Below are 21,999 nucleotides of genomic sequence, written 5' to 3' on the forward strand. Positions count from 1 at the left end.
TATGGCGGTTAACTACAAAGAATTGAAAAACGGCGGATTTATGCGTCAGGTACAGAAAAACCATTTCTCCTTGCGGCTGAAGGTAGTTGGCGGCAATCTGGCCGCTGAACAGCTGGCCGTGATTGCCGAAATCAGCCAGAAATACGGCGACGGCCATGTCCATCTTACTTCCCGTCAAGGCATAGAGATTCCTTTTATTAAGCTGGAGGATGTGGATGCAGTCAAAGCGGAACTGGAAGACGGCGGCGTGAACACCGGCGTCTGCGGTCCCCGGGTTCGAACCGTCACCGCCTGCCAGGGCAACGCCATTTGCCCCTCCGGCTGCATTGATACTTATCCCCTTGCGGTAGAAATTTCCGACCGCTATTTTGGACGGGAACTGCCTCATAAATTCAAATTTGGGGTGACCGGCTGCATGAACAACTGCCTCAAGGCAGAGGAAAATGATCTGGGCATAAAGGGCGGCTATACAGTGGAATGGATTCAAGAGGCCTGCACCTTATGCGGTGTATGCACCAAAGCCTGCCGGGATGGTGCTCTCACCCAGACAGACGGCAAAATTCTCATGGATCGCGATAAATGCAGCAACTGCGGCCGCTGCGCCAAATCCTGCCCCTTTGACGCCTGGAAAAGCGAACCGGGATATCTGATCTCCTTCGGGGGGACCTTCGGCAACTTAATTGCCAAAGGACAACAATTTTTGCCCATCATCCGCGACAAAGAAACCTTATTTCGTGTAACCGATGCGGCACTTGATTATTTCAACAGGAATGCAAAACCCAGCGAGCGGTTCCGGGTCGCCATTGAACGCACCGGCTGGGATGAATTCAAACGCGAAATGGAGGTTGCTTACTATGGCTGATTTTAATATAAATGAAACACTGGATATCACAGACGTGGTCTGTCCGGTCACCTTTGTCAAAGTAAAAGTGGCACTTGAGGAGTTAGATGAAGGACAAATCCTGTCCATTCGTTTAAACGACGGCGAACCGGTACAAAATGTTCCCCGCAGTGTAAAGGACGAGGGACATCAAATTCTGCGCTTAACAGAGAATGAAGACGGAACCTATAACCTGATCGTGCGAAAGGCCGGAGAATAGCAGATTTAAAATCTGTAAGATAAATGTCAGCAATTATCTTCCCTTTTAGCACATCAATTAAATGACGGAGGAATCGAAATGATACTAACTGTAGCAGGAAATAAAAAAGAATACGCTGACGGCCTGACCGTAGCGCAGCTGATAGAAATAGAGCAGATAGAAACACCCCAATATGCCACTGTATCTGTTGACGATGAGTTTATTTCCGGAGATGCTTTCGGCGAAACACAGCTGCACGACGGTGCCAGCGTGGAGTTTTTATACTTTATGGGCGGAGGGCAGTGATATGGCATTTACCAATGAGCAGTTGGAACGGTATTCCCGGCACATCCTTCTTTCCGAGGTAGGTGTAAAGGGACAGAAAAAGCTTCTGGATGCCAGGGTACTGATCATCGGAGCCGGCGGACTGGGCGCTCCCTGTGCGCTGTACCTGGCCGCTGCGGGTGTAGGAACCATCGGGGTAGCCGATGCTGACGAAGTGGATCTTTCCAACCTCCAGCGTCAGGTCATTCACAGCACGCCCGACGTGGGCAAAGCCAAGGTGGAATCAGCCAAAGAAAGCATCGAGGCCATCAACCCTGACGTGACTGTCAAAACCTACCGTACTTTTGTGACGGCAGACAATATTATGGATCTGATTGCCGATTATGATTTTATCATTGATGGTACCGATAATTTCCCGGCAAAGTTCCTGATTAATGATGCCTGTGTACTGGCGAAGAAGTCTTTTTCTCATGCCGGCATTATCCGGTTCAAAGGGCAGCTGATGACTTATGTACCGGGGCAGGGCCCCTGCTATCGCTGCGTTTTTAAGGATCCGCCTCCGCCGGATGCAGTTCCAACCTGCAAACAGGCCGGTGTGATCGGTGCCATGGGCGGAGTCATCGGCTCCCTTCAGGCAATGGAGGCGATCAAATATATCATCGGTAAGGGGGAACTCCTGACCGGCTCACTCCTGACCTATGACGCATTAACCATGACATTTCGTAAAGTCAAACTTCCAAAGCCCTCAGACTGCCAGGTATGCGGAGAATCCCCCTCTATTTTGGCTCCCTTTGATTATGAACAGGCGGTGTGTGATTTAAAATGAAGCTTACAATAAAAGAAACTGATATTAAATTAATTGTGGAACACGCCAGGGAAGGCCTTCCCAACGAAGTCTGCGGATTGATCGCAGGTACTGTGGAGGGCCACAGTAAGACGGTTCAAAAGGTCTATCTGCTTTCCAATCCCGACCAAAGCCCGGAGCATTTCTCCATTGACCCCAAAGAGCATCTCTCCGCAATCAAGGATATGCGGGGGAACGGCTGGTCACCCCTTGGGAATTTCCATTCTCACCCATCTACTCCTGCCAGACCCTCACAAGAGGATATCCGGCTGGCCTATGATCCTTTTGCAAGCTATTTGATCCTCTCCCTGGCAGAAGATACACCTGTGTTAAAAGCATTCGGCATTACCGGAGATGTGGTGGAACAACAGGAAATAGTGGTCATATCTTAATGAAGAGCGTGCTGTCTGCAGACAGCACGCTCCTTCTATACTTTTACGATTCTCCGAATACAGCCCTATAATCCGCCTGGAACTTGGCGATCTGCTCCTCATCCAGTTCCAAAATATCACTGTTATCCATAGAAGTATTGGAATCTTCAATTAAAATCATTTTAGTATCCTTTTGGGTAATGGTGTTATGCCACAAGGTTGCCGGAATGTTATATACCTTATCAGGCTGCATGTGAACCGTGGCAAATTCCAGGCCTTTTTCTGATTCATTGGCATAAACAAGGGTGCACGATCCTTCCACAAGCACAAAGAGTTCGTCTGTTTTGTTGTGCCTCTCCAGGCAGTCAATTCCTGACACATCATTGGCGGGTTTCCAGTTTTTGATGCCAACGGTCCATTTTTCATTCTCAAATACTCTCTGCATTCCTTCGCCCGCAAACTCGTAAACGGCAATATTCATGATTTTATCCTCCCATTAACCCAGTATATTTCTGCAGGCTTTTACTACATGTCCGGCGGTAAGTCCATAAGCCTCAAACAGTTCTTCCGGCTTTCCGGATTTTCCAAACTTATCCTGTATTCCCAATGACGCAAATTTAGCGCCCATATGCCCGGCCAGGACTTCTGCCACCGCTGACCCAAGCCCGCCGATCACAGAATGTTCCTCTATGGTCACAATGCCTTTGCAGATATCATTCATTTTTAAAATGATGTCTTTATCAATCGGTTTGATGGTATGCATATTCACAACTGCTGCATGAATGCCTTCCTTCTCAAGCTCTTCGGCTGCCTTTAATGCCTCAGGGATCATCAGGCCGCAGGATATGATGCAGACATCATTCCCTTCTTTCATCACATTGGCCTTTCCCGGTATAAACGGCGTCTCTGCAGTTGTAATATCCTTGCAGACCGGTCTTGCCACCCGGATGTATACCGGTCCGTTTATTTCAGCCGCAGCCATCACGGCTTTCTCCGTTTCCGCCGGATCACAGGGCACAAAGATGGTCATATGAGGCATTTCCCTCATAAGGGCAATGTCTTCAAAAGACTGGTGGCTTCCGCCGTCTTCTCCTACGGAAAGGCCGGAATGGGAAAAACCGAACTTCACATTTGCATTGGTATAGCAGATGGAATTACGGATCTGCTCATAGGCCCGTCCTGCCCCAAATAATGCGAAAGTACTGGCAAAGGGTATGTATCCGGTGTTTGCAAAACCTGCTGCAGCACACATCATATTTGCCTCTGCAATTCCCATGTTATAGAAACGCTCCGGATACTTTTCCTGAAACATACAGGTCTGGGTGGCATGTGCCAAATCTGCATCCAGCACCACTACCTTCTCATTCTCCGCACCTAACTTTACAAGAGATTCTCCATAAGCAACTCTCAGTGATTTCCCCATTACTCTACCTCCTGCTCTTTCATTGCCTGGGCAAATTCTTCCCCATTCATCGGTCTTCCGTGCCAGCCGGACTGGTCTTCCATAAAGGAAACCCCTTTTCCCTTTATGGTATTACAGCAGATAAACTTCGGTTTCCCTCTTACCGGCGCCTTTAAGGCTGCTGTTATGGCAGAAATATCGTGTCCATCCACTTCAAAGCATTCAAATCCGAAAGCTTCATATTTTTTCACAATGTCTCCCAGGCTCATGACTTCTGCATTGCAGCCATCAATCTGCAGCTTGTTATAATCCAGCAGAAACGTAAGATTATCAAGCTTATAATGAGCCGCAGCCATGGCTGCCTCCCATACAAGCCCTTCCTGGCACTCTCCATCCCCAAGGACTGCATATACGCGATAGGATTCGCCTCCATGTTTGGCAGCCAGGGCCAGGCCCATTGCCAGAGATGCCCCCTGGCCCAAAGAACCGGTGTTCATATCAACTCCCGGAGTCTTTGTACAATCCGGATGTCCCTGCAAGTGGCTGTCAATCTGTCTTAATCCGGCCAAATCCTCCTTGGGGAAATATCCCAAATCCGCCAGTACCGCATACAATGCAGGACATGCATGGCCTTTGCTCAGGACCAGACGATCCCTGTCCGGTTTTTCCGGATCCTTTGGATCCACATTCATCACTTCATAATAAAGTGCCATCAGCATCTCAACACAGGATAAGGATCCTCCCGGATGCCCGGACTGACAGGCAAATAACATTTTAAGAATTTCGGCCCGCAGTTCTTTTGCTTTCTTACTGTACTGCATTTGTTTTCCTCCTTATTATATAACTCAGCCTTTTACGGCTCCTGCTGTTAACCCTTCCACTAACCGCTTCTGTGCAAAAAAGAACATGATGCATACCGGAATAATGGTTATGATGCCTCCTGCTGTCAGCAAATCCCACTGAACCCCTAATTGCCCGATCAGACTTTTTAAGGCCACCGGAATGGTACGCGTCTCTGTATTGGTAAACATCACTGCAAATGTGTATTCATTCCATGATGTCATAAAAATATAAACCCCTGTGGCCACCAGGCAAGGTCCCAGTATGGGAAGAATGATCTTCACAAAGGCAATGCCCCGGTTGCAGCCATCTACCAGAGCCGCTTCTTCCAGAGACATGGGAAGGTCATTTAAGAACCCTAACAGCAGCCATACGGAAAATGGTATGGTAAAGGTGGTATAAGATAATACAAGGGAAGCAGGCGTGAACAACAGCCCCATCTTCCGCATAATGGAATACAGCGGAATCAGCAGCAATACCGTAGGAAACATATTGTTGCAGAGGAATGTGCACATGAGAAGCTTTCTGCCGGCAAACTGGTATCTGGAAAAGGCATAGGCGGCAAGTGTGGATGCAGTTAAGGATACAAGAGTCGTTGCTGCTGCCACCACAAAGCTGTTCTTTATTGCTGCCAGGAAATTAACCGTAGTGGTAAAAAGCTTCCGGTAGGATTCAAGGGTGATGGATTTCGGTAAGTAGGTAACTACCATGCCGTACAGTTCATCCTGGGGTTTCAAGGATGTGACAAGTGTCCAATAAAACGGGAACAAAATAAAGATAAGCATTGCAGTCAGCGGCAGATACACACATAAAATCCGTTTGATATCAGGTTGTTTCTTCATCCTTTACTCCTCTCCTTTAAAGTTCATTTTTAAGTACGGGATTGCAGCAAACAAAAGCAATACTGCCAGTAATAACGCCATTGCAGAAGCATAGCCCAGATTCAGTGCATTTCCCTTGCTGAATATATAAACGCTGAGCGTCTGGGTGGAATAGGCCGGCCCGCCTTCCGTCATGTTAAAAATTACATCCACTGAATTAGCAACCCAGATGACACGAAGCAGTGCCGTAACAAAAATCGTATTCTTAATGGATGGAATGGTTATATAAAAAAGTTTCTGCCACGCCGCTGCTCCGTCTATGCTGGAAGCTTCATATATTTCCGAGGATACGCCCTGCAGGGCTGCCAGAAGCATAAGCGCAAAAAACGGTATTCCCTGCCAGATGATGGTCACAATGACACTGGGAAATGCGGTCGGCACCTGGGACAGAAAAGGTATCTTATCTGAAATAACATGAAGCTTTAAAAGCAGATCATTCAGAACACCAAAGTTGCCGTCATAAATCCATCTCCACATCAACCCGATCAATACTCCGGGCGTAACCCAGGGTATCATACTGACCGCTCTCACCATTCCCCTTCCGAAAAACTCCTGATTTAAGAGGAGGGCCAGAATGAATCCGAACAAAAACTGAAAGCCAACTCCGCATACCACCCATAAAATGGTTCGAACAAGAGCCCCCCAGAACAGCGGGTCTTTAAAAGCAGAGACATAATTGGTCAGCCCATGAAACGCAATCTCTTTCGGTCTTCGAAGATCATAGTTCTGAAAGCTCATAAGAATTGCATTCATAACCGGTATAAACACCACACACAAAATGATAATCACTGCCGGAGCCACCAGTACATACGGCCATATGGTCCGTTTTTTAACCATCGATAGTTCTCCCTCCCAACCGGAAGGGGCCGCCTTTTTTGCAGCCCCCTCACCTTTTGATTCCTTATTGATATAATCCGGCCTGTAAAGCCTTCATGCACTCCTCGGCAGAAATTCCGCCGGTCAGTGCCTGAGAAACGGTATTGGGCCACAGCGTGGAAATCCATTCTGTAGTTGTATCAAGGATCGGAATGATACCTGCAAACTTCTGGCCATCAATGGAGGCTTTCATAAAGCGGTTGTTCTGGAAAAAGTCAGTCTCCTGGACGCTCTTACTTACCGGAACATTTCCAGTTCCCTCACACCACATTTTCTGGCCTTCTCCTGCTGCCAGATAGGATACCCACTCAAAGGCTGCCTCTTTGTTTTCACAGGATTCAAATATAACTGTTTCCGTATCTCCCATTGATGTCCATTGCCCCTTACCTGCCGGGAACGCGAATGCAGATACATCATCTCCCAGAAGCTTTTCCATATCCTTGCTGGATCCTGTATGGTGAATGGTCATGGCCGTCAGCCCTGACTGGAAATTGGCAATGATCTCACTGAATCCGTCACTGGTGGCTGTGGGAGGCACATAGCCTTTATTATAAATATCAATGAAATCCTGCATGCCCTGTATTGCCTCAGGTGTTGTTAAGTCCTCAAAGGTGCCGCCCCGTCCATATACAAAGCTGCCCCATGGCTCCTGACCGCCTTTTGCGCCTCTCATGCCAAAGCCGTATACATCTGTCTTTCCATCCCCATTGGTATCCATGGTGCACTTTTCTATGGCCTGTAAGAATTCTTCATAAGTCTTGGGTACCTCTATCCCTGCCTGTTTAAAGATGGAGGGCCTGTAATATACATACAGAACCTGGATGTTCCATGGCATTACATAGATACGCTCCATGTCTCCGGCCTTTTTCATAATTTCATAAATGTTATCATCAATTTCAGCCTTTTTGTCCCACACATTGATCATTGGTGTTAAGTCAGCCAGCAGATCGTTGTTTACAAATAACGGCGTGGAGGTAAGCTTCCATGTGGCACAGTCAATATCTCCGCCTCCCATCTTAGCGTTAAACAGATTCTCTGAATATGCGCCCCCATCCCACGGGCTTTCTTCTCCCACAACGGTAATTCCCTTACCGTTTTCCTCATTAAACTTTTTGATAATATCCTGCATGAGCTGGGAATAATCCGTATTATCGGCCCAATAGCGAAATTTTATGGTACATGGTTTTATATCCCCGGAAGGAGCCTGTCCTTCCTTTGCAGATGTGGTCTGTGTACCTGCTGCCGTGGTTTGTTCACCAGCTGCTGTGGTCTGTGTACCTGCCGCCGTGGCCTCTTTGCTGCCTGAAGAACAGCCTGCCATCGCTCCCCCGGCCATAAGAACTGCCAGAACCACTGCCATTGTTTTCTTTCCAATCAATCCTTTTTTCATTTTTTCCCTTCCCTTTCCCTTACATCATTTAGTGTTTCCCACACATGCCGCTCGGCAAGAAATTTAGCTTCCATATAATTGCCGTCGGCAATTGCTTTATAAATACCTTTATGGCTTCGTTTTGCCCGTTTGAAGCTCTCAAGGTCATTATGGGTTTCTACGTGGCTCCGCCGGATGGATTCATTGATTATTGGGACCACCCGAATGAGTACTTCATTATGGGTGCATTCTGCTACAGCCGTATGGAACTGAACATCCATCTCTGCCGTAGCGGTGCTGTTGATCTGAATCTGGTCCATCTCCGCTACCAGTCTCTCAAGATTCTTAATATCCTGAGGCGTGGCCCTTTGTACCGCCAGTCCCGCAATCTGAGGTTCAATTAACATCCGGGTTTCAAACAGATTCTGAATAAGATACTTCTGATCCGTAAAATGCAGCCCAAGGGGATCCTCCCCGATCCCTGTTCCAGCACTGACAAAGGTTCCGCTCCCCTGGCGGATGACAACTACATTTTCAGCCCTTAAATACTTCATGGCTTCTCTCAAGGTAGAACGGCTGACTCCAAAAACCTCTGTCAGTTCCTTCTCCGTAGGCAGCCGGTCACCCGGCTTCATCTCCCTTTGGATAATCATGGTTTTTACCTTTTGAGCCGTAGCCATTGGAAGAACATCCACATTCTGCATCTTATCCATGTTCCTTCTCATATCTCCTCCTCTCCGCAAATCAGCTTGTATAAATTGTATACAAATAAATCTTTTTACTGTTTCCATTTAGTTATTTTTCCATTTCATCTGTCCTAATACTAGCATAACATATGATGTATGTAAATAGTATTTTTATGTTTATTTGAATTATTATTATAAAACCACAATTTATACTCAAAAATTTTATGCATATATCACAAATATTAGAAACAATTCATCATACCTTTCACACACTTATCATACCAATTGGTATGTTGTTTTTAATTTTGTACGTAAATAATTTAAAGAAAAGCTGCCATAAATCTTAAAACTCAGACGTCTGTTTACAATATAATTCTCTCATGATAAAATGTAATCAACGATATTCCTGCTCTTAACCTAAGATATGATGGGGGGATTACATGACCGAAGAAAACAAGGAGCCAAAACCACGGCGTATACAAAAAACAGATTTAAAAACACAGGTAGAAACAGAGCTGCTGCATTTTATCAAGCAGATGGATCTATCGGTAAATAACAAGCTGCCCCGGGAAGAAGAACTGTCCAGAATGCTGGGGGTCAGCCGCATCACGCTTCGAAGCGTCCTGGACGACTTATCAGCCAAGGGAATGATATTCCGCAGGCATGGTAAGGGGACTTTCATCAATAACAGCTTTTTTGAAATGAAAGCCAGCTTTAACCCTGTCATGCATTTTGTGGACATGATAACCAGCAGCGGCTATAAGCCCAGGGTGGAAATGATCCACCATGATATCATCAAGGCGGACAGGGATGTTGCCGCTCATCTTGAAATGGCAGAAGGCGGCCTGGTTCTTATTTGTGACAAGATCTTCTACGCAGATAAACAGATATGCGCCGTCACAAGGGATTACATCCCCTTCTCCTATCTTAACGGAGTGAATATGGCGGAGCTGGACAATTTCGTTGAATCCGTTTTTTACTTCATGTACAAGGCCACCGGAAAAAAACTGGAGTGGGATAAGGTAGAACTGAATGCTGTTTACAGCAAGGAGGTAGAACTGTTAAACGGATTGCTGGAACGCTCTCACATCCCTCCTAAGGCATTTCTCCTTCTGAAAGCCATGAACTATGACGAGGATGGCACCGCTGCCGTTTACACCTGGGAGTACGTGGATACTACCATACTAAAATACAGCCAGATACGAAAAAGGCTTCTCCACTACGAAGAAATTTAAAAATTACGGCACATAAAAGAGCCTGCATTGCAGGCTCCCGCGCCGGAGCTGACATTAAAAGCGTCCCGGAACGAAGGCTCTAAAAGCTTTCGTTCCGGGACGCTTTGTTTTTTCTATATAAGGGATTCCATAATTCCAGATCTTTTTGTTACCCCCTATTTATGGCTGCCATTTGGCATAACCATAGATCATGATGAAAATGCTCACAACAAGCAGCACATTTCCTGTAATGATATATGGCCCTTTTTCAGCCAGACAGGCCATGAATGATCCTATCCCCATAATGACGGTTCCCACCAGGGCGCTTAATTTATATCTGTCCATATCAATCCCTCCTTTTACGCTTCTTCAGCCAGTTTTCCTGCCGCCTGCCTGCTGGTCACGGCCATCAATGCCGTGTAAATGACAGCTCCCAGAATAATACCGTTCAGTGACGGAAGTCCAAAGGGAATTATGTATACTGCTGCGATGCAGACACCCCAGGTGACCCAGGGAATGGGAGTCCATTTCCGGAAGGAAGCCTTGTCATATTCCAGGTAATTGCCTTTGTGAACCAGGAAATAGTCGGAAAGTATGATGCCGGACAATGGGGGAACCACTGTTCCAAGGATATTTAAGAAACTGAACAGGAAACCGATTTCATATGGCCTTGTAAGGGTTGCAAGAGCGGACAGGGCCAAAAGGATCCCCAGCATCTTCTTTCTTTCCATCTTAAACGCATTGGATAAGTTTAAGGAGGTGGAATAAAGGTTCGCCGCATTGGTTGTAAAAATGTTTGTGGTCATGAGGATCAGGCTGGGAATAACCAGGCCAAAGCTTAAAAGAATGACAGTTAAGTCGCTGTTCTGCATGGCAATGGCCGCAATCGCTCCACAGACGATCATGAGGATGTTGCCTCCAAGAAGGCCGGTAAGAGTGGCGGATACGGCTGTTTTCGTATCCTTTGCATAGCGCATGATATCTGCAATGCAGGTAGCGGTGGAAAGCACCCAGGTACCAATTACTGCCGTAATTCCGGAATACAGGGATATGCTTCCGCTTGGAATGTAGGAAAACAGGGCCTCAGCGCCGCCAATGACGCCCAGTGAGCGGATGGCTGTTGCAATGGACAAGAATACGATTGCAGGGATAGCAATATAGCCCAGAATAGCGATTGCCTGTATGCCGAACATTGCAAAGATCCCCATGACAATGGCGCTGGCTGCCATACAGATCCCTTCTCCCACCCAGCCAAAATGGAATACCTGGGCCACAAAATGTCCGTAGGTAGCCGCCTGAATGGTATACCAGCCAAAGTTTACGATAGGTACGAAAATCGACGCCGCCTTGGAGCCGCTGGAACCAAAGCTGTAGCGGGTGAGGAGGGCAAAGGTAAGCCCTGTCTTACAGGCAATGATGCTGATCAGCACAGCAATGATGCTCAAGAAAATATTTCCGCCCAGGGTTGCAATGATAATCCCTTTAAAATCCAGACCGGCTGCAAGTCCCCCTCCTGCCATCATGCTGGTGATAACAAAGACAAACCCGGTCCAAATAATCGTAAGACTGAAATAGCTTTTCCGCTGGCTTAACGGCACGGCACTGCGGGAATACTCCGTATCCGTCTGTTGACTCTGATTTTTCTGTTCCATCTCGAAACCCTCCTGACGATTCATTCAATTCATTAATTGTTCCAATACCCCTTGTGGACCTCTGCAATCTCTTCTACCAGCTCTGGAAAAGGTCCCACAACTTCAATCTTTTTCTGTCCCCTTGCAAAAACTTCACGGCAGGGCAGATCAAAAGTAGGATTTTGAGGATCCCCACCTGTATGGGCCAGCAGATCTTTTTCAGACATGCCGTACACCACCCGTCCGATGCCTGCCCAGTAAATAGCCCCCGCACACATGGCGCATGGCTCTGCGGTGGTATAAAGAGTACATTCTGCCAAAAAATCCTTGGAATATAATTGGGATGCTCTCTCAGCTACCTGTGTTTCCGCATGGCCGGTACATTTCCCTTCGGTGATCTCAATGTTGGGCTGCTCCAGAAGAATGCTTCCATCTTTTCCAGCAAGGAGTGCACCAAAAGGCGTGTTGCCCGCCTCTCTTGACTGGCGGGAAATTTCTGCGCACCGCTTCAGGTTTTTCTTATCAATTTCGTAGTCCATATCAGACCTCCTATCATATAAGGTATTACCTCTTATCTATCTTACGATAATAATTTAACATATTCTGGAAGTGTTGTAAATAACCAATATGCTTAATAACTCAGAAAAATATTGTGCATATCATCTAAATCACAATGGCATTGATGCTTTTTTAACCTGACATAAAAATAAATCCCGCACTCGAAATAAGTAAGGGATTTATTGCAAGACAATCTTATAGGAAGAGCCTAACGGTCCATCAGCTTGCAGACCGCCACGCCTACAATGGTCGACACAAGAGTGGCAATAAGCGCTGGGCCCACCACTGCCATTGGGTTTAGGCTGCCGTACTGGCTCCTGTAGGCAATCATATTAACAGGTATTAACTGCAGGGAAGAAATATTAATGATGAGAAAGGTGCACATCTCATTATTTGCAGTTCCCTCGGGAACCGGTTTAACCGAATATCTTTCAGGAACCTCCCCCTTTCTCCTCTCCTCTTCCAGCTCCTTTAAGGCCTCCATAGCCTTAAGCCCAGCCGGCGTTGCCGCCCAGCCAAGCCCAAGGATATTGGCGATGATATTGGTAGAAATATATTCAAACGCTCCATGGTCTCTGGGAATCTTTGGAAACAGAAAGCGGAGTATGGGGCCCATTTTATGCGACATCCGTTCGATCAGCCCGGATTTCCGCCCAATCTCCATGATTCCGCTCCAAAAGGACATGATCCCCAGCATGGTAATGCACAGCATAACAGCTTCCTTTGCAGAGGTCAGCGCTCCTTCTGTCACCCCGTTTAAATTCCCATGAAAAGCTCCCCAAAGGACTCCCACCAGCATCATAAAGGCCCATAAATAATTCAGCATTCCTCTTTCCTCTTCTTAATATCTTTCAATTCCTTCTTAATCCATCTTATTCCCCCCGAGATGACCTTATGAGTTTTCCCTGGTGCAAATTCAGAGTAAAATAAAGCCTCCTTCTTCAGAATTATAATCAGGGAGCATTTACATCAAAACAAAAAATACCGCAAAGCAGCTGATATTCCGTTGCTTTGCGGTATCATATTCATTCCGATCTTCTATTTACATTTCCCGGTTGTTGACACACCCAGGTCTTTCCTTTAATCAGTTACGCCTTGTCCCTGTCGTTTGTCAGATTCAGTTTATCCAGCACAAAGAACATGAGGCCCATGAGCATTCCCACCACACATGCAAGAACCATACCTGACAGCTGAATACTTCCAAACTTTACGGCAACACCGGAAAGGCCTGTTACAAAAATGACTGAAGTCATGGCCATATTTCTGGACTTTCCATAATCTACCTGTGCATCAACCAGAATCCGAATGCCTGAGGCTCCGATCATACCATACAGTAAGAATGAAATTCCGCCGATTACCGGACCTGGAATTGTGTTGATCAGTGTAGTCATCTTTCCGATAAAAGAGCAGACAACGGAGAGGACCGCCGCTCCTCCGATCACATAGATGCTGTATACCTTTGTCATTGCCATAACGCCGATATTTTCCCCATATGTGGTGGTAGGCACGGAACCCACAAGTCCGGAAAGTGTGGTTGATATATAATCTCCCAGCAAGGAGCGGTGAAGCCCGGGATCCTTGATTAAATCTCTCCCCACGATTTTACTGGTTACAATCTGGTGACCGATATGCTCCGACGTAACCACCAGAAGCACCGGAAGAATAATGACAATTGCTTCCCATTTGAACTTTGGCGCTGTAAAATTAGGAAGGGACAGCCATGCAGCGGTGCTGACCTCACTAAAGTTTACAATGCCGCATAAAAGCGCTGCCACATATCCTACTATAATCGCAATCAGAATGGGAATAACGGACAGGAATTTCTTGAATACCACAGAGCCAAGCACTGCGGTCAGCAGAGTTACCAGAAAAACAATGACATTCTTCATATCAATCATTTCATCCTTCAGACCTGCATTGGATGCCGCTGTTCCCGCCAGTTCCAGGCCAATCAGGGCCACAACCGGTCCCATAGCCGCCGGAGGAAGAACAATATCAATCCAGTCCGAACCGAATTTATAAATAATTATTGCCAGAATACATCCGCCGATTCCCACGGCAACGAACCCGCCCAGGGCATAATTATAGCCCCATTTGCTGATAACAATTCCTGCCGGTGCCAGGAATGCAAAACTGGAGCCAAGGTATGCCGGTGCTTTTCCCTTTGTTATGAAAATAAAAAATAATGTTCCAATTCCATTCATGAACAGTACAACTGCCGGGTTGATTCCAAATATAAAAGGAACCAGGACTGACGCCCCGAACATTGCGAACATATGCTGAATGCTTAAAGGCACCAACATATTAAATGGCACTTTTTCTTCCACCTGAATGATTTTCTTGCTTTCCATACAGCTCTCCATTTCTCTCTAGTTTTCTAAAAAATTTTTATCTTTCCCATTATAGCATTCCCTTAATTTTCATGCAACAACATAAAAAATGACTTTTTCTGGTAAATTTATACAGCTGATTCACTTCACCTTGTTAAACAGTCTTATCTGCCGGTTCGCCGGAAAAAAGGACTGCAGCTCCGGTTTCTTCAAACCTGCAGCCTTGCAGTCCCTTTTAGCAAAATCTAACCAACCAGATCTTTTATGACCTCTTCCACCGTTTCCATCCGTTCTGCCCGGTATGCATTGCTTCCGCAGAACACCAGACCTTCGTCAGTCCGGCCTTCCGCAGAGTTTACCAAAGCCTCAGTTATACAGTAAGGAATTGTAGTTCTGTCGCACTTTTCCAGACATTGGTAGCAATGCTTTAAACGGAAGGGATTATTTCCCACGCCTTTTAGAAAAGGATTCATGATGGCCCTTCCCGGCATTCCTACCGGACTTTTGGTAATGACGATATCTTCTTTCCTGGCCTGAAGATAAGCCTGCTTAAATTCTTCCGGCGCATCGCATTCCACAGTAGTCACAAACCTGGTAGCCACCTGGACTCCGTCGGCTCCCAGGGAAAGCTGGTGCATGACATCTTCATGAGAGTAAATTCCGCCTGCGGTCACCACGGGAATCACCTTATTATACTTATCCCCGTATTCTTTTACAAGCCGGATGATGCCTCTCACCTCTTCATCGTAATCAGCCTGCTTATAGGTGTGGTCCACATCGTCCGTATCCACCCCAAGGTTTTCCAGTTCCTCTCTGGAAAATCCCAGGTGACCTCCTGCCAAAGGTCCTTCCACTACTACAAGATCAGGCGCCCGATGGTATTTCCTATCCCACAGTTTGCAGATGACCATAGCAGATTTTACCGTTGATACAATGGGAGCAATCTTGGTCTTTAACACGATCCCTGCTTCTTCTGCAGCCTCTGCCACATATTCCGGCAGGCTGACTGGAAGCCCGGCTCCTGATATGATTAAATCCGCTCCGGCCTTTACCGCCTTTTTCACATAACTGGCATAGTTTTTCGTCGCAACCATGATGTTAAAGCCTATGATGCCTTCCGGCGCGATTTCCCTTGCCTTTTTCATTTCCTGTCCAATGGCCCGTAAATTTGCTTCCAGAGGATTCTGCTTAAAATCCGGCTCCCGAAAGCCGATCTGTGCCGTAGAAATAATACCGATCCCTCCGGCCTTTGCCACTGCTCCGGCTAAGGAGGAAAGGCTGATCCCAACTCCCATGCCGCCCTGGATCACCGGATGCTTTGCTGACAGGTCTCCTATTACCAAAGGTTTTAATGTTCCCATTACATTCTCCTAAATCTTTCATATCTTTGATTTGCTAGTTCTTCCTTTGTCATGGCAAGGTAAGTGGCAAAAAATTCTTCCATGGCCTTATCCATTTCTTCCGCAATTGCGGAAAGATTATCCCCATTGGCCGGCTCTTCCTCCTGAATCACCCGCTCTATGAGACCTAAATCCATTAAATCCCTGGCCGTGATCTTCATGACCCTGGCCGCATCATTTGCCTTTTTGCTGTCCTTATAAAGGATGGAAGCAAAACCCTCCGGAGAGAGGATGGAGTAGATGGAATTTTCCATCATCCAGACTTCATTGCCAACTGCCATGGCAAGTGCACCGCCGCTGCCGCCTTCTCCTATGACGATAGAAAGAACCGGAACCGTTAAATCCGCCATTTCAAATAAGTTTCTGGCTATGGCTTCCCCCTGGCCCCTTTCCTCGGCCTCCAGGCCGCAGAAGGCTCCCGGCGTATCCACAAAACAGACAATGGGACGGCCAAAGGTCTCCGCCTGCTTCATCAGGCGCAGGGCCTTCCGGTAGCCGTCAGGTGACGGCATTCCAAAATTGCGCTTAATGTTATCCTTTGTATTCTTCCCTTTTTCCTGTCCGATGACCGTAACAGGAATTCCATGGAAGGAGGCGATCCCGCCTATGATGGCTCCGTCATCTTTATAATAGCGGTCTCCTGCAAACTCTAGAAAATCATCAAACAGTTCATGGATGTAATCCGACGCCACCGGCCGGTCCGAGCTTCTGGATAACAGCACCGTATCCCAGGCGCTTCTTTTATTCTTTCTCAACCGGAAGGATTTCCTTTTTCCACCGATAGCTTCCCCTTTTGTCCGGTTATCCACAGAAAATGCCTGACTGGTCCGGGGATTGTGGAGCTTTAAGATATCTGCCAGGGTTTCCTTCATCTCTTCCCTTGGCACAATCTTATCTATGAAGCCATGTTCAAGCAAAAACTCCGACCTCTGGAACCCTTCCGGAAGCTTCTGCCCAATGGTCTGTTCGATCACCCGGGGACCTGCAAATCCGATGAGGGCAAAAGGCTCTGCCAGAATAATATCACCTAGCATGGCAAAGCTGGCTGTCACTCCTCCTGTGGTTGGGTCCGTAAGAACGCTGATATAAAGCTGGCCTGCCTCGTGATGGCGCTTTAAGGCTGCTGAGGTCTTTGCCATCTGCATCAGGGACACGATTCCCTCCTGCATCCTGGCTCCGCCGGAGCATGCAAAAAGAATCACCGGAAGCTTCTCTTTTGTAGCCCGTTCCACAGCTCTTGCGATCTTCTCTCCCATGACCTGGCCCATGCTGCTCATGATGAAGCGGGCATCACAGACACCGATCACTGCCTTCTGGCCGTTTATTGCGCAGCTGCCCGTGACAATGGCTTCATTAAGCCCTGTCTTTTCCCTGGCTGCCGCAACCTTTTTATCATAGCCCGGGAAATCAAGAGGATTTTTAAATTCCATCTCCTTATCCCATTCTTCAAAGGTTCCCTCATCTGCAACCATTTCAATTCTGCGGTAAGCATGAATGCGGAAATAACCCTTGCATTTGGGGCAGATAAAATGGTTGTTTTTCACATCTTCCCCGTAAACGGGCTGGCTGCATTTATTACATTTCCTCCATAAACCCGCAGGAATATTGGGTTCCTCTGACTTTTCAGGAGCCTTGTATTTGCTGTCTATTAATGTATAGGTTTTCTTAAACATGCTTTTTAACATAAGATTGCTCCTTTACCTGCCTACCGGACATAATCCGGGAAATATTTCGGGATAAAATCCGTATCCACGTCTCCGTCCCGGTAAGCTTCATGACTCAGGATATCAAACTGAAAATCCACATTTGTCTCAATTCCCTCAATGATCAGCTCCCCAAGAGCGCTTCTCATCTTTAAGATGGCCTCTTCCCGGTCTTTTCCGTGGACGATCATCTTCATTAACATGGAATCATAATTGGCCGGAACCTTATAATCATTGTAAATGTGGGTGTCAATGCGGACTCCATTGCCTCCCGGCACATGAACGTTTTTTATAAGTCCGGGACAGGGCATGAAGTTTTTCGCCGGATTTTCCGCATTGATCCTGCATTCAATGGCGTGGCCTTTGATCATCACGTCCTCCTGACTTATGCTCAAAGGCTCTCCTGCTGCGATCCGGATCTGTTCCTTGATCAGATCCAATCCGGTCACCATTTCCGTCACCGGATGCTCTACCTGGATACGGGTGTTCATTTCCATAAAATAAAAATTCTTATGTTTATCCAGAAGGAATTCAATGGTTCCCGCATTCTCATATCCAACTGCTTTTGCCGCACGGACAGCGATCTCTCCCATTCGGTCTCTCAGCTCCTGAGAAATAGCTGCTGAGGGGGATTCCTCCAGAACCTTCTGGTGGCGTCTTTGAATGGAACAGTCACGCTCTCCCAAATGCACCACATTCCCAAACTTATCCGCCATGATCTGAAATTCAATGTGCCTTGGCTTTTCAATGTATTTTTCAATATACATAGTATCATCGGAAAATCCCTTTACAGATTCCATCTGGGCATTCTTAAAATTAGCCTCAAAATCTTCTAAGCTTCTGGATATTCTCATACCCTTTCCGCCGCCTCCGGAAGAAGCCTTGATCATCACAGGAAAACCGATCCTTTCCGCCATGGACTTTGCCTCTCCCACCTGACGGACAGCTTCCTTTCCCCCTGGAATCACAGGAACTCCTGCTTCCATCATGGTCTTTCTGGCTTCGGACTTATTTCCCATCTTCCCGATGATTCCCGCAGAGGGACCGATAAAGGCAATGTTACATTTTTCACAAAGTTCCGCAAACCTTGCATTTTCTGAAAGAAAACCAAATCCCGGATGAATTGCATCCGCCTTCATGGCCACGGTAGCCGTAATGATCCTCTCCATGTTTAAGTAGCTCTGGGTCGAAGGTGCCGGACCAATGCAGATAGCCTCGTCAGCCAATAAGGTATGAAGGCTCTCCCGGTCAGCTTCCGAATAAACGGCAACCGTTTTGATCCCCATTTCCCTGCAGGCTCTTATGATACGCACCGCAATTTCTCCGCGGTTGGCAATTAAAATCTTATCAAACATAAGCTCACCTATCCAATCATAAATGTCAGTTCCGCGCTGGCGGCCAGCTTGCCGTCCACGGTTGCTGTGGCCTTCCCCACCCCAACCGGGCCTTTACGCTTAATGATTTCACATTCCAGCTTAAGCCTTTCTCCCGGAATGACCTTATGCTTGAATTTTGCCTTGTCAATGCCGCCGAAATAAGCAATCTTTCCCTTGTTATCTTCCAGGCTTAAGATGGCAACCGCACCGACCTGGGCAAGGGCCTCTATGATTAAAACCCCCGGCATTACCGGCTCTGCCGGAAAATGTCCCTGAAAAAAAGGCTCATCATAAGTCACACATTTATATCCCACCGCTTTTACTCCTGGTTCAAACTCTTCAATGCAGTCCACCAGCAAAAATGGGTGTCTGTGAGGAATGATTTCCTGAATCTCCTTAATATCTAACATCATGCGCCCTCCTATTTTTAAAAGAGAGGCCCAGCCTCTGGGCCTCTCATAGCTATCACAACGTCTTACCGGATACGGAACAGAGGCTGACCGTACTCCACCACATCTTCATTGCCTACCATAACTGCATCCACAACACCATCGTATTCACATTCAATCTCATTCATAAGCTTCATGGCTTCGATGATTCCCAGAACCTGCCCCTTTTTCACCTGATCTCCCACCTTTGCAAACGGTTCACTGTCCGGAGAAGGGGCATTATAAAAGGTTCCAACCAGGGGAGAGGATACGATTTTGTCGGAACAGATATCATTTCCCGGCACTTCCGTCACATTCCCTGAACTGGCCGCAGCAAAAGGCGCCTGCTGGGTGAAAACACCTGCTGCCGTTTCTGCGGGTGCCGCAGAGCTTCCGGATATTGTCACGATTTCTCTTTCTTTTTCTTTCTTAATGCAAAGCTTTAAGTCTCCCTCTTCCATCCTAAAGCCGGTTAAATCATTTTCTTTCACAGCCTGCATCAGCCTGATAATATCATTGATCTCCATAGACTGCCTCCTATTGTTCGAACTTCTTCACAAGAATGCTGGCATTGTGTCCGCCAAATCCCAGGGAATTGCTGATGGCATATGTTACATCCAAGGCAACACCTTCCCCTTTGGTATAATCCAGATCACAGCCTTCTCCTTCTTCCTGAAGGCCGGCAGTTGCATGAACAAATCCATCCAGAATGGATTTTACACAGGCAATGAACTCCACGCCTCCTGCTGCACCTAAGAGATGGCCCACCATGGACTTGGTGGAATTGATCTTCACATTCTTTGCATGATCGCCCAGGGCAGTTTTGATGGCCATGGTCTCAAATAAGTCATTGTGATGAGTGCTGGTTCCGTGGGCATTGACATAATCAAGCTGATCCGGGGTAATACCTGCATCCTTTATTGCATCAGTCATGGCCCTTGCCGCACCGCTTCCATCCTCTGCCGGAGAAGTGATGTGATATGCATCACAGGTTGACCCGTAACCAACTACCTCGCCGTAAATCACCGCATTCCTGGAAAGAGCATGCTCCAGCTCTTCTAAGACAACTACACCGGCCCCTTCTCCCATAACAAAGCCGCTTCTGTCCTTATCAAATGGGATGGAGGCACAAAGAGGATCATCGGAGGTGGTAAGTGCCGTAAGAGCTGTAAATCCAGCCACGCCGATAGGAGTGATGCTGGCTTCTGCACCTCCTGCCACCATTACATCCGCCTCTCCGTACTGAATAGAACGGAATGCTTCCCCAATGGAATGGGTTCCGGTAGCACAGGCAGTCACCACATTGATGCATTTACCTTTTAATCCAAACTGAATTCCTACATTACCGGCTGCCATATTGGATATCATGAGAGGTACCAGAAGGGGATTCACCCTGCCCGGTCCCTTTTCCAAAAGCTTTTTATTCTCTCTCTCCAGGGCCTGCAGGCTTCCGATTCCGGAACCAACGCTTACGCCTACCCGGTAAGGATCTTCCTTCTCTATATCAATGCCGGAGTTCTCAAGGGCTTCCCTGGACGCTGCCACAGCAAACTGGGCAAAGCGCTCCATTCTCTTTGCCGCCTTAACATCCATGTACTCCTTAGGATCAAAATCCTTTACCTCTGCAGCCAGCTTTGCCTTATAATCTGTAGTATCAAACTGGGTAATCGGTCCGATCCCCACCTTTTTTTCTTTTAATCCATTCCAGAAGCTTTCCACATCTTTTCCAATGGGAGTAATGGCACCCATGCCGGTTACTACGACTCTTCTCTTCATCCCGTCTCTCCTTTCCTCTTTCCTGCCCATGCTTTTTGGGCATAAAGGTATGCCTGTAAGGCGTTCCTCTTTCCTGTCCATGCTTTTTGGACATAAAGGTATGCCTTCCTACATTGCCATGCCGCCATCTACGCTGATCACCTGACCGGTGATATATCCGGCTTCCTCTGATGCCAGAAATGCCACCGCACCGGCAATATCCTCCGCTGCTCCAAAACGCTTCATGGGAATCTGCTCTAAGGACGCCGCCTTTATGGATTCCGACAGAACCTCAGTCATGGCAGTATGGATGAAACCGGGAGCCACCGCATTCACGGTAATTCCCCTGCTTGCAACCTCCCTGGCAAAAGACTTGGTAATGCCGATGACACCGGCCTTTGCTGCGCAGTAATTTGCCTGCCCGGCATTACCTAACACGCCGGAAACCGAAGAAATGTTTATGATCCTTCCGCTCTTCTGCTTGATCATCTGGCGGGCCACATGCTTCATGCAGTTGAATACTCCCTTTAAATTGGTATTGATCACCGCGTCAAAATCTTCCTCAGACATCTTCATCAGCAGATTATCCCGTGTGATTCCCGCATTGTTCACAAGAATATCCAGCTTTCCGTATTTCTTTATGACGCCCTCTAAAAAGGAACCCACGCTCTCATAATCCGCCACATTGCACTGGATGGCCTCTGCCTTGCCGCCCTTTTCTTCGATCTCCTTCACCACTTCCATTGCCTTGGTATCAGAACCGTTATAATTTATAACCACTGTTGCTCCCTGGCCTGCCAGCTTTACGGCAATCGCCCTGCCAATTCCTCTGGCTGCTCCGGTCACTACTGCTATCTTACCATCTAACATGTTTCTTACCTCCTGCATTCATAATGAAGTTCCATTCACCTTACGGTTCATCGAACGGCTATTTTTCTAAGTGCCCTTTAGGGTAAAATTCAAGCTGCGCT

General features: G+C 47.1%; 25 protein-coding genes. 6 read left to right on the top strand and 19 right to left on the bottom strand.

All coding sequences use genetic code 11. The features are described from left to right. The first annotated feature begins 1 nt into the window (after position 1). From K401_RS0108625 to K401_RS0108645, 5 genes are all read left to right on the top strand, one after another. A complete protein-coding gene (locus K401_RS0108625) occupies positions 2-862 on the top strand; it encodes a ferredoxin-like domain-containing protein (RefSeq protein ID WP_027352513.1) in 861 nt (286 codons plus the stop codon). Next, positions 855-1,100 carry a sulfurtransferase TusA family protein gene (locus K401_RS31140; RefSeq protein WP_024292578.1) on the top strand — a complete coding sequence of 82 codons (246 nt, stop codon included), beginning with the start codon at positions 855-857 and terminating at the stop codon, positions 1,098-1,100. The genes K401_RS0108625 and K401_RS31140 overlap by 8 nt, the downstream gene beginning before the upstream one ends. 78 nt (positions 1,101-1,178) lie before the next feature. Then, positions 1,179-1,385 carry a sulfur carrier protein ThiS gene (thiS, locus tag K401_RS0108635; RefSeq protein ID WP_024292579.1) on the top strand — a complete coding sequence of 69 codons (207 nt, stop codon included), beginning with the start codon at positions 1,179-1,181 and terminating at the stop codon, positions 1,383-1,385. A gap of 1 nt (position 1,386) precedes the next feature. Then, positions 1,387-2,190, top strand: coding sequence for a HesA/MoeB/ThiF family protein (locus K401_RS0108640; RefSeq protein WP_024292580.1), 804 nt, complete (start codon positions 1,387-1,389; stop codon positions 2,188-2,190). Further along, positions 2,187-2,600 (top strand): M67 family metallopeptidase, encoded by a 414-nt coding sequence (locus tag K401_RS0108645; RefSeq protein WP_024292581.1) that lies wholly within the window; start codon positions 2,187-2,189, stop codon positions 2,598-2,600. The genes K401_RS0108640 and K401_RS0108645 overlap by 4 nt, the downstream gene beginning before the upstream one ends. A 43-nt stretch (positions 2,601-2,643) precedes the next feature. Here the strand turns inward: K401_RS0108645 and K401_RS0108650 are convergent, their stop codons facing one another. The 7 genes from K401_RS0108650 to K401_RS0108680 all read right to left on the bottom strand — a co-directional run bounded on the left by K401_RS0108650 (position 2,644) and on the right by K401_RS0108680 (position 8,672). After that, on the bottom strand, positions 2,644-3,060 hold the full coding sequence (locus K401_RS0108650) for a cupin domain-containing protein (RefSeq protein ID WP_024292582.1): 417 nt from the start codon (positions 3,058-3,060) through the stop codon (positions 2,644-2,646). A gap of 15 nt (positions 3,061-3,075) precedes the next feature. After that, complete coding sequence (locus tag K401_RS0108655) at positions 3,076-4,002, bottom strand: transketolase family protein (protein WP_024292583.1); 927 nt, start codon at positions 4,000-4,002, stop codon at positions 3,076-3,078. Further along, a complete protein-coding gene (locus tag K401_RS0108660) occupies positions 4,002-4,802 on the bottom strand; it encodes a transketolase (RefSeq protein WP_024292584.1) in 801 nt (266 codons plus the stop codon). The genes K401_RS0108655 and K401_RS0108660 overlap by 1 nt, the downstream gene beginning before the upstream one ends. Positions 4,803-4,826: 24 nt before the next feature. Beyond that, positions 4,827-5,663, bottom strand: a complete 837-nt coding sequence (locus tag K401_RS0108665; RefSeq protein WP_024292585.1) for a carbohydrate ABC transporter permease — start codon at positions 5,661-5,663, stop codon at positions 4,827-4,829. Positions 5,664-5,666: 3 nt separating this feature from the next. Next, complete coding sequence (locus K401_RS0108670; RefSeq protein ID WP_024292586.1) at positions 5,667-6,539, bottom strand: carbohydrate ABC transporter permease; 873 nt, start codon at positions 6,537-6,539, stop codon at positions 5,667-5,669. A gap of 64 nt (positions 6,540-6,603) precedes the next feature. Beyond that, entirely contained in the window at positions 6,604-7,968 is a 1,365-nt protein-coding gene (locus K401_RS0108675; protein WP_024292587.1) for an ABC transporter substrate-binding protein, read from the bottom strand. Continuing rightward, a complete protein-coding gene (locus K401_RS0108680; RefSeq protein WP_024292588.1) occupies positions 7,965-8,672 on the bottom strand; it encodes a FadR/GntR family transcriptional regulator in 708 nt (235 codons plus the stop codon). Before K401_RS0108680 ends, K401_RS0108675 begins: the two co-directional genes overlap by 4 nt. Before the next feature lie 401 nt (positions 8,673-9,073). Here K401_RS0108680 and K401_RS0108685 point away from each other — a divergent pair, with 401 nt between their 5' ends. Next, complete coding sequence (locus K401_RS0108685; RefSeq protein ID WP_024292589.1) at positions 9,074-9,868, top strand: GntR family transcriptional regulator; 795 nt, start codon at positions 9,074-9,076, stop codon at positions 9,866-9,868. Positions 9,869-10,027: 159 nt separating this feature from the next. On the opposite strand, the gene K401_RS33165 is transcribed toward K401_RS0108685, so the two are convergent. From K401_RS33165 to fabG, 12 genes are all read right to left on the bottom strand, one after another. Continuing rightward, on the bottom strand, positions 10,028-10,192 hold the full coding sequence (locus tag K401_RS33165) for a hypothetical protein (RefSeq protein WP_166435260.1): 165 nt from the start codon (positions 10,190-10,192) through the stop codon (positions 10,028-10,030). 14 nt (positions 10,193-10,206) lie between these two features. Continuing rightward, positions 10,207-11,499 (bottom strand): cytosine permease, encoded by a 1,293-nt coding sequence (locus K401_RS0108695; RefSeq protein WP_024292590.1) that lies wholly within the window; start codon positions 11,497-11,499, stop codon positions 10,207-10,209. Positions 11,500-11,531: 32 nt separating this feature from the next. Further along, on the bottom strand, positions 11,532-12,017 hold the full coding sequence (locus K401_RS0108700) for a nucleoside deaminase (protein WP_024292591.1): 486 nt from the start codon (positions 12,015-12,017) through the stop codon (positions 11,532-11,534). A gap of 227 nt (positions 12,018-12,244) precedes the next feature. Beyond that, complete coding sequence (locus K401_RS0108705; protein ID WP_024292592.1) at positions 12,245-12,862, bottom strand: nucleoside recognition domain-containing protein; 618 nt, start codon at positions 12,860-12,862, stop codon at positions 12,245-12,247. A 262-nt stretch (positions 12,863-13,124) separates the two neighbouring features. Continuing rightward, the gene (uraA, locus tag K401_RS0108710) at positions 13,125-14,387 is read right to left on the bottom strand and encodes a uracil permease (RefSeq protein ID WP_024292593.1); all 1,263 of its coding nucleotides are present in this window, start codon (positions 14,385-14,387) and stop codon (positions 13,125-13,127) included. Positions 14,388-14,611: 224 nt separating this feature from the next. Next, a complete protein-coding gene (locus K401_RS0108715) occupies positions 14,612-15,727 on the bottom strand; it encodes an NAD(P)H-dependent flavin oxidoreductase (protein ID WP_024292594.1) in 1,116 nt (371 codons plus the stop codon). Continuing rightward, positions 15,727-17,451, bottom strand: a complete 1,725-nt coding sequence (locus tag K401_RS0108720; protein WP_024292595.1) for an acetyl-CoA carboxylase carboxyl transferase subunit — start codon at positions 17,449-17,451, stop codon at positions 15,727-15,729. The genes K401_RS0108715 and K401_RS0108720 overlap by 1 nt, the downstream gene beginning before the upstream one ends. A gap of 20 nt (positions 17,452-17,471) precedes the next feature. Next, entirely contained in the window at positions 17,472-18,824 is a 1,353-nt protein-coding gene (locus K401_RS0108725) for an acetyl-CoA carboxylase biotin carboxylase subunit (RefSeq protein WP_024292596.1), read from the bottom strand. Between the two features lie 8 nt (positions 18,825-18,832). Further along, positions 18,833-19,258, bottom strand: a complete 426-nt coding sequence (fabZ, locus tag K401_RS0108730) for a 3-hydroxyacyl-ACP dehydratase FabZ (protein ID WP_024292597.1) — start codon at positions 19,256-19,258, stop codon at positions 18,833-18,835. 62 nt (positions 19,259-19,320) lie between these two features. After that, positions 19,321-19,800: an acetyl-CoA carboxylase biotin carboxyl carrier protein gene (gene accB, locus K401_RS0108735; RefSeq protein ID WP_024292598.1), complete on the bottom strand. Its 480-nt coding sequence runs from the start codon at positions 19,798-19,800 to the stop codon at positions 19,321-19,323. Between the two features lie 10 nt (positions 19,801-19,810). Further along, the gene (gene fabF, locus K401_RS0108740; RefSeq protein ID WP_024292599.1) at positions 19,811-21,049 is read right to left on the bottom strand and encodes a beta-ketoacyl-ACP synthase II; all 1,239 of its coding nucleotides are present in this window, start codon (positions 21,047-21,049) and stop codon (positions 19,811-19,813) included. Between the two features lie 108 nt (positions 21,050-21,157). Then, a complete protein-coding gene (fabG, locus tag K401_RS0108750; protein ID WP_024292600.1) occupies positions 21,158-21,898 on the bottom strand; it encodes a 3-oxoacyl-[acyl-carrier-protein] reductase in 741 nt (246 codons plus the stop codon). Positions 21,899-21,999 lie beyond the last annotated feature (101 nt).

Source organism: Lacrimispora indolis DSM 755, assembly GCF_000526995.1.
Lineage (GTDB): Bacteria > Bacillota > Clostridia > Lachnospirales > Lachnospiraceae > Lacrimispora > Lacrimispora indolis.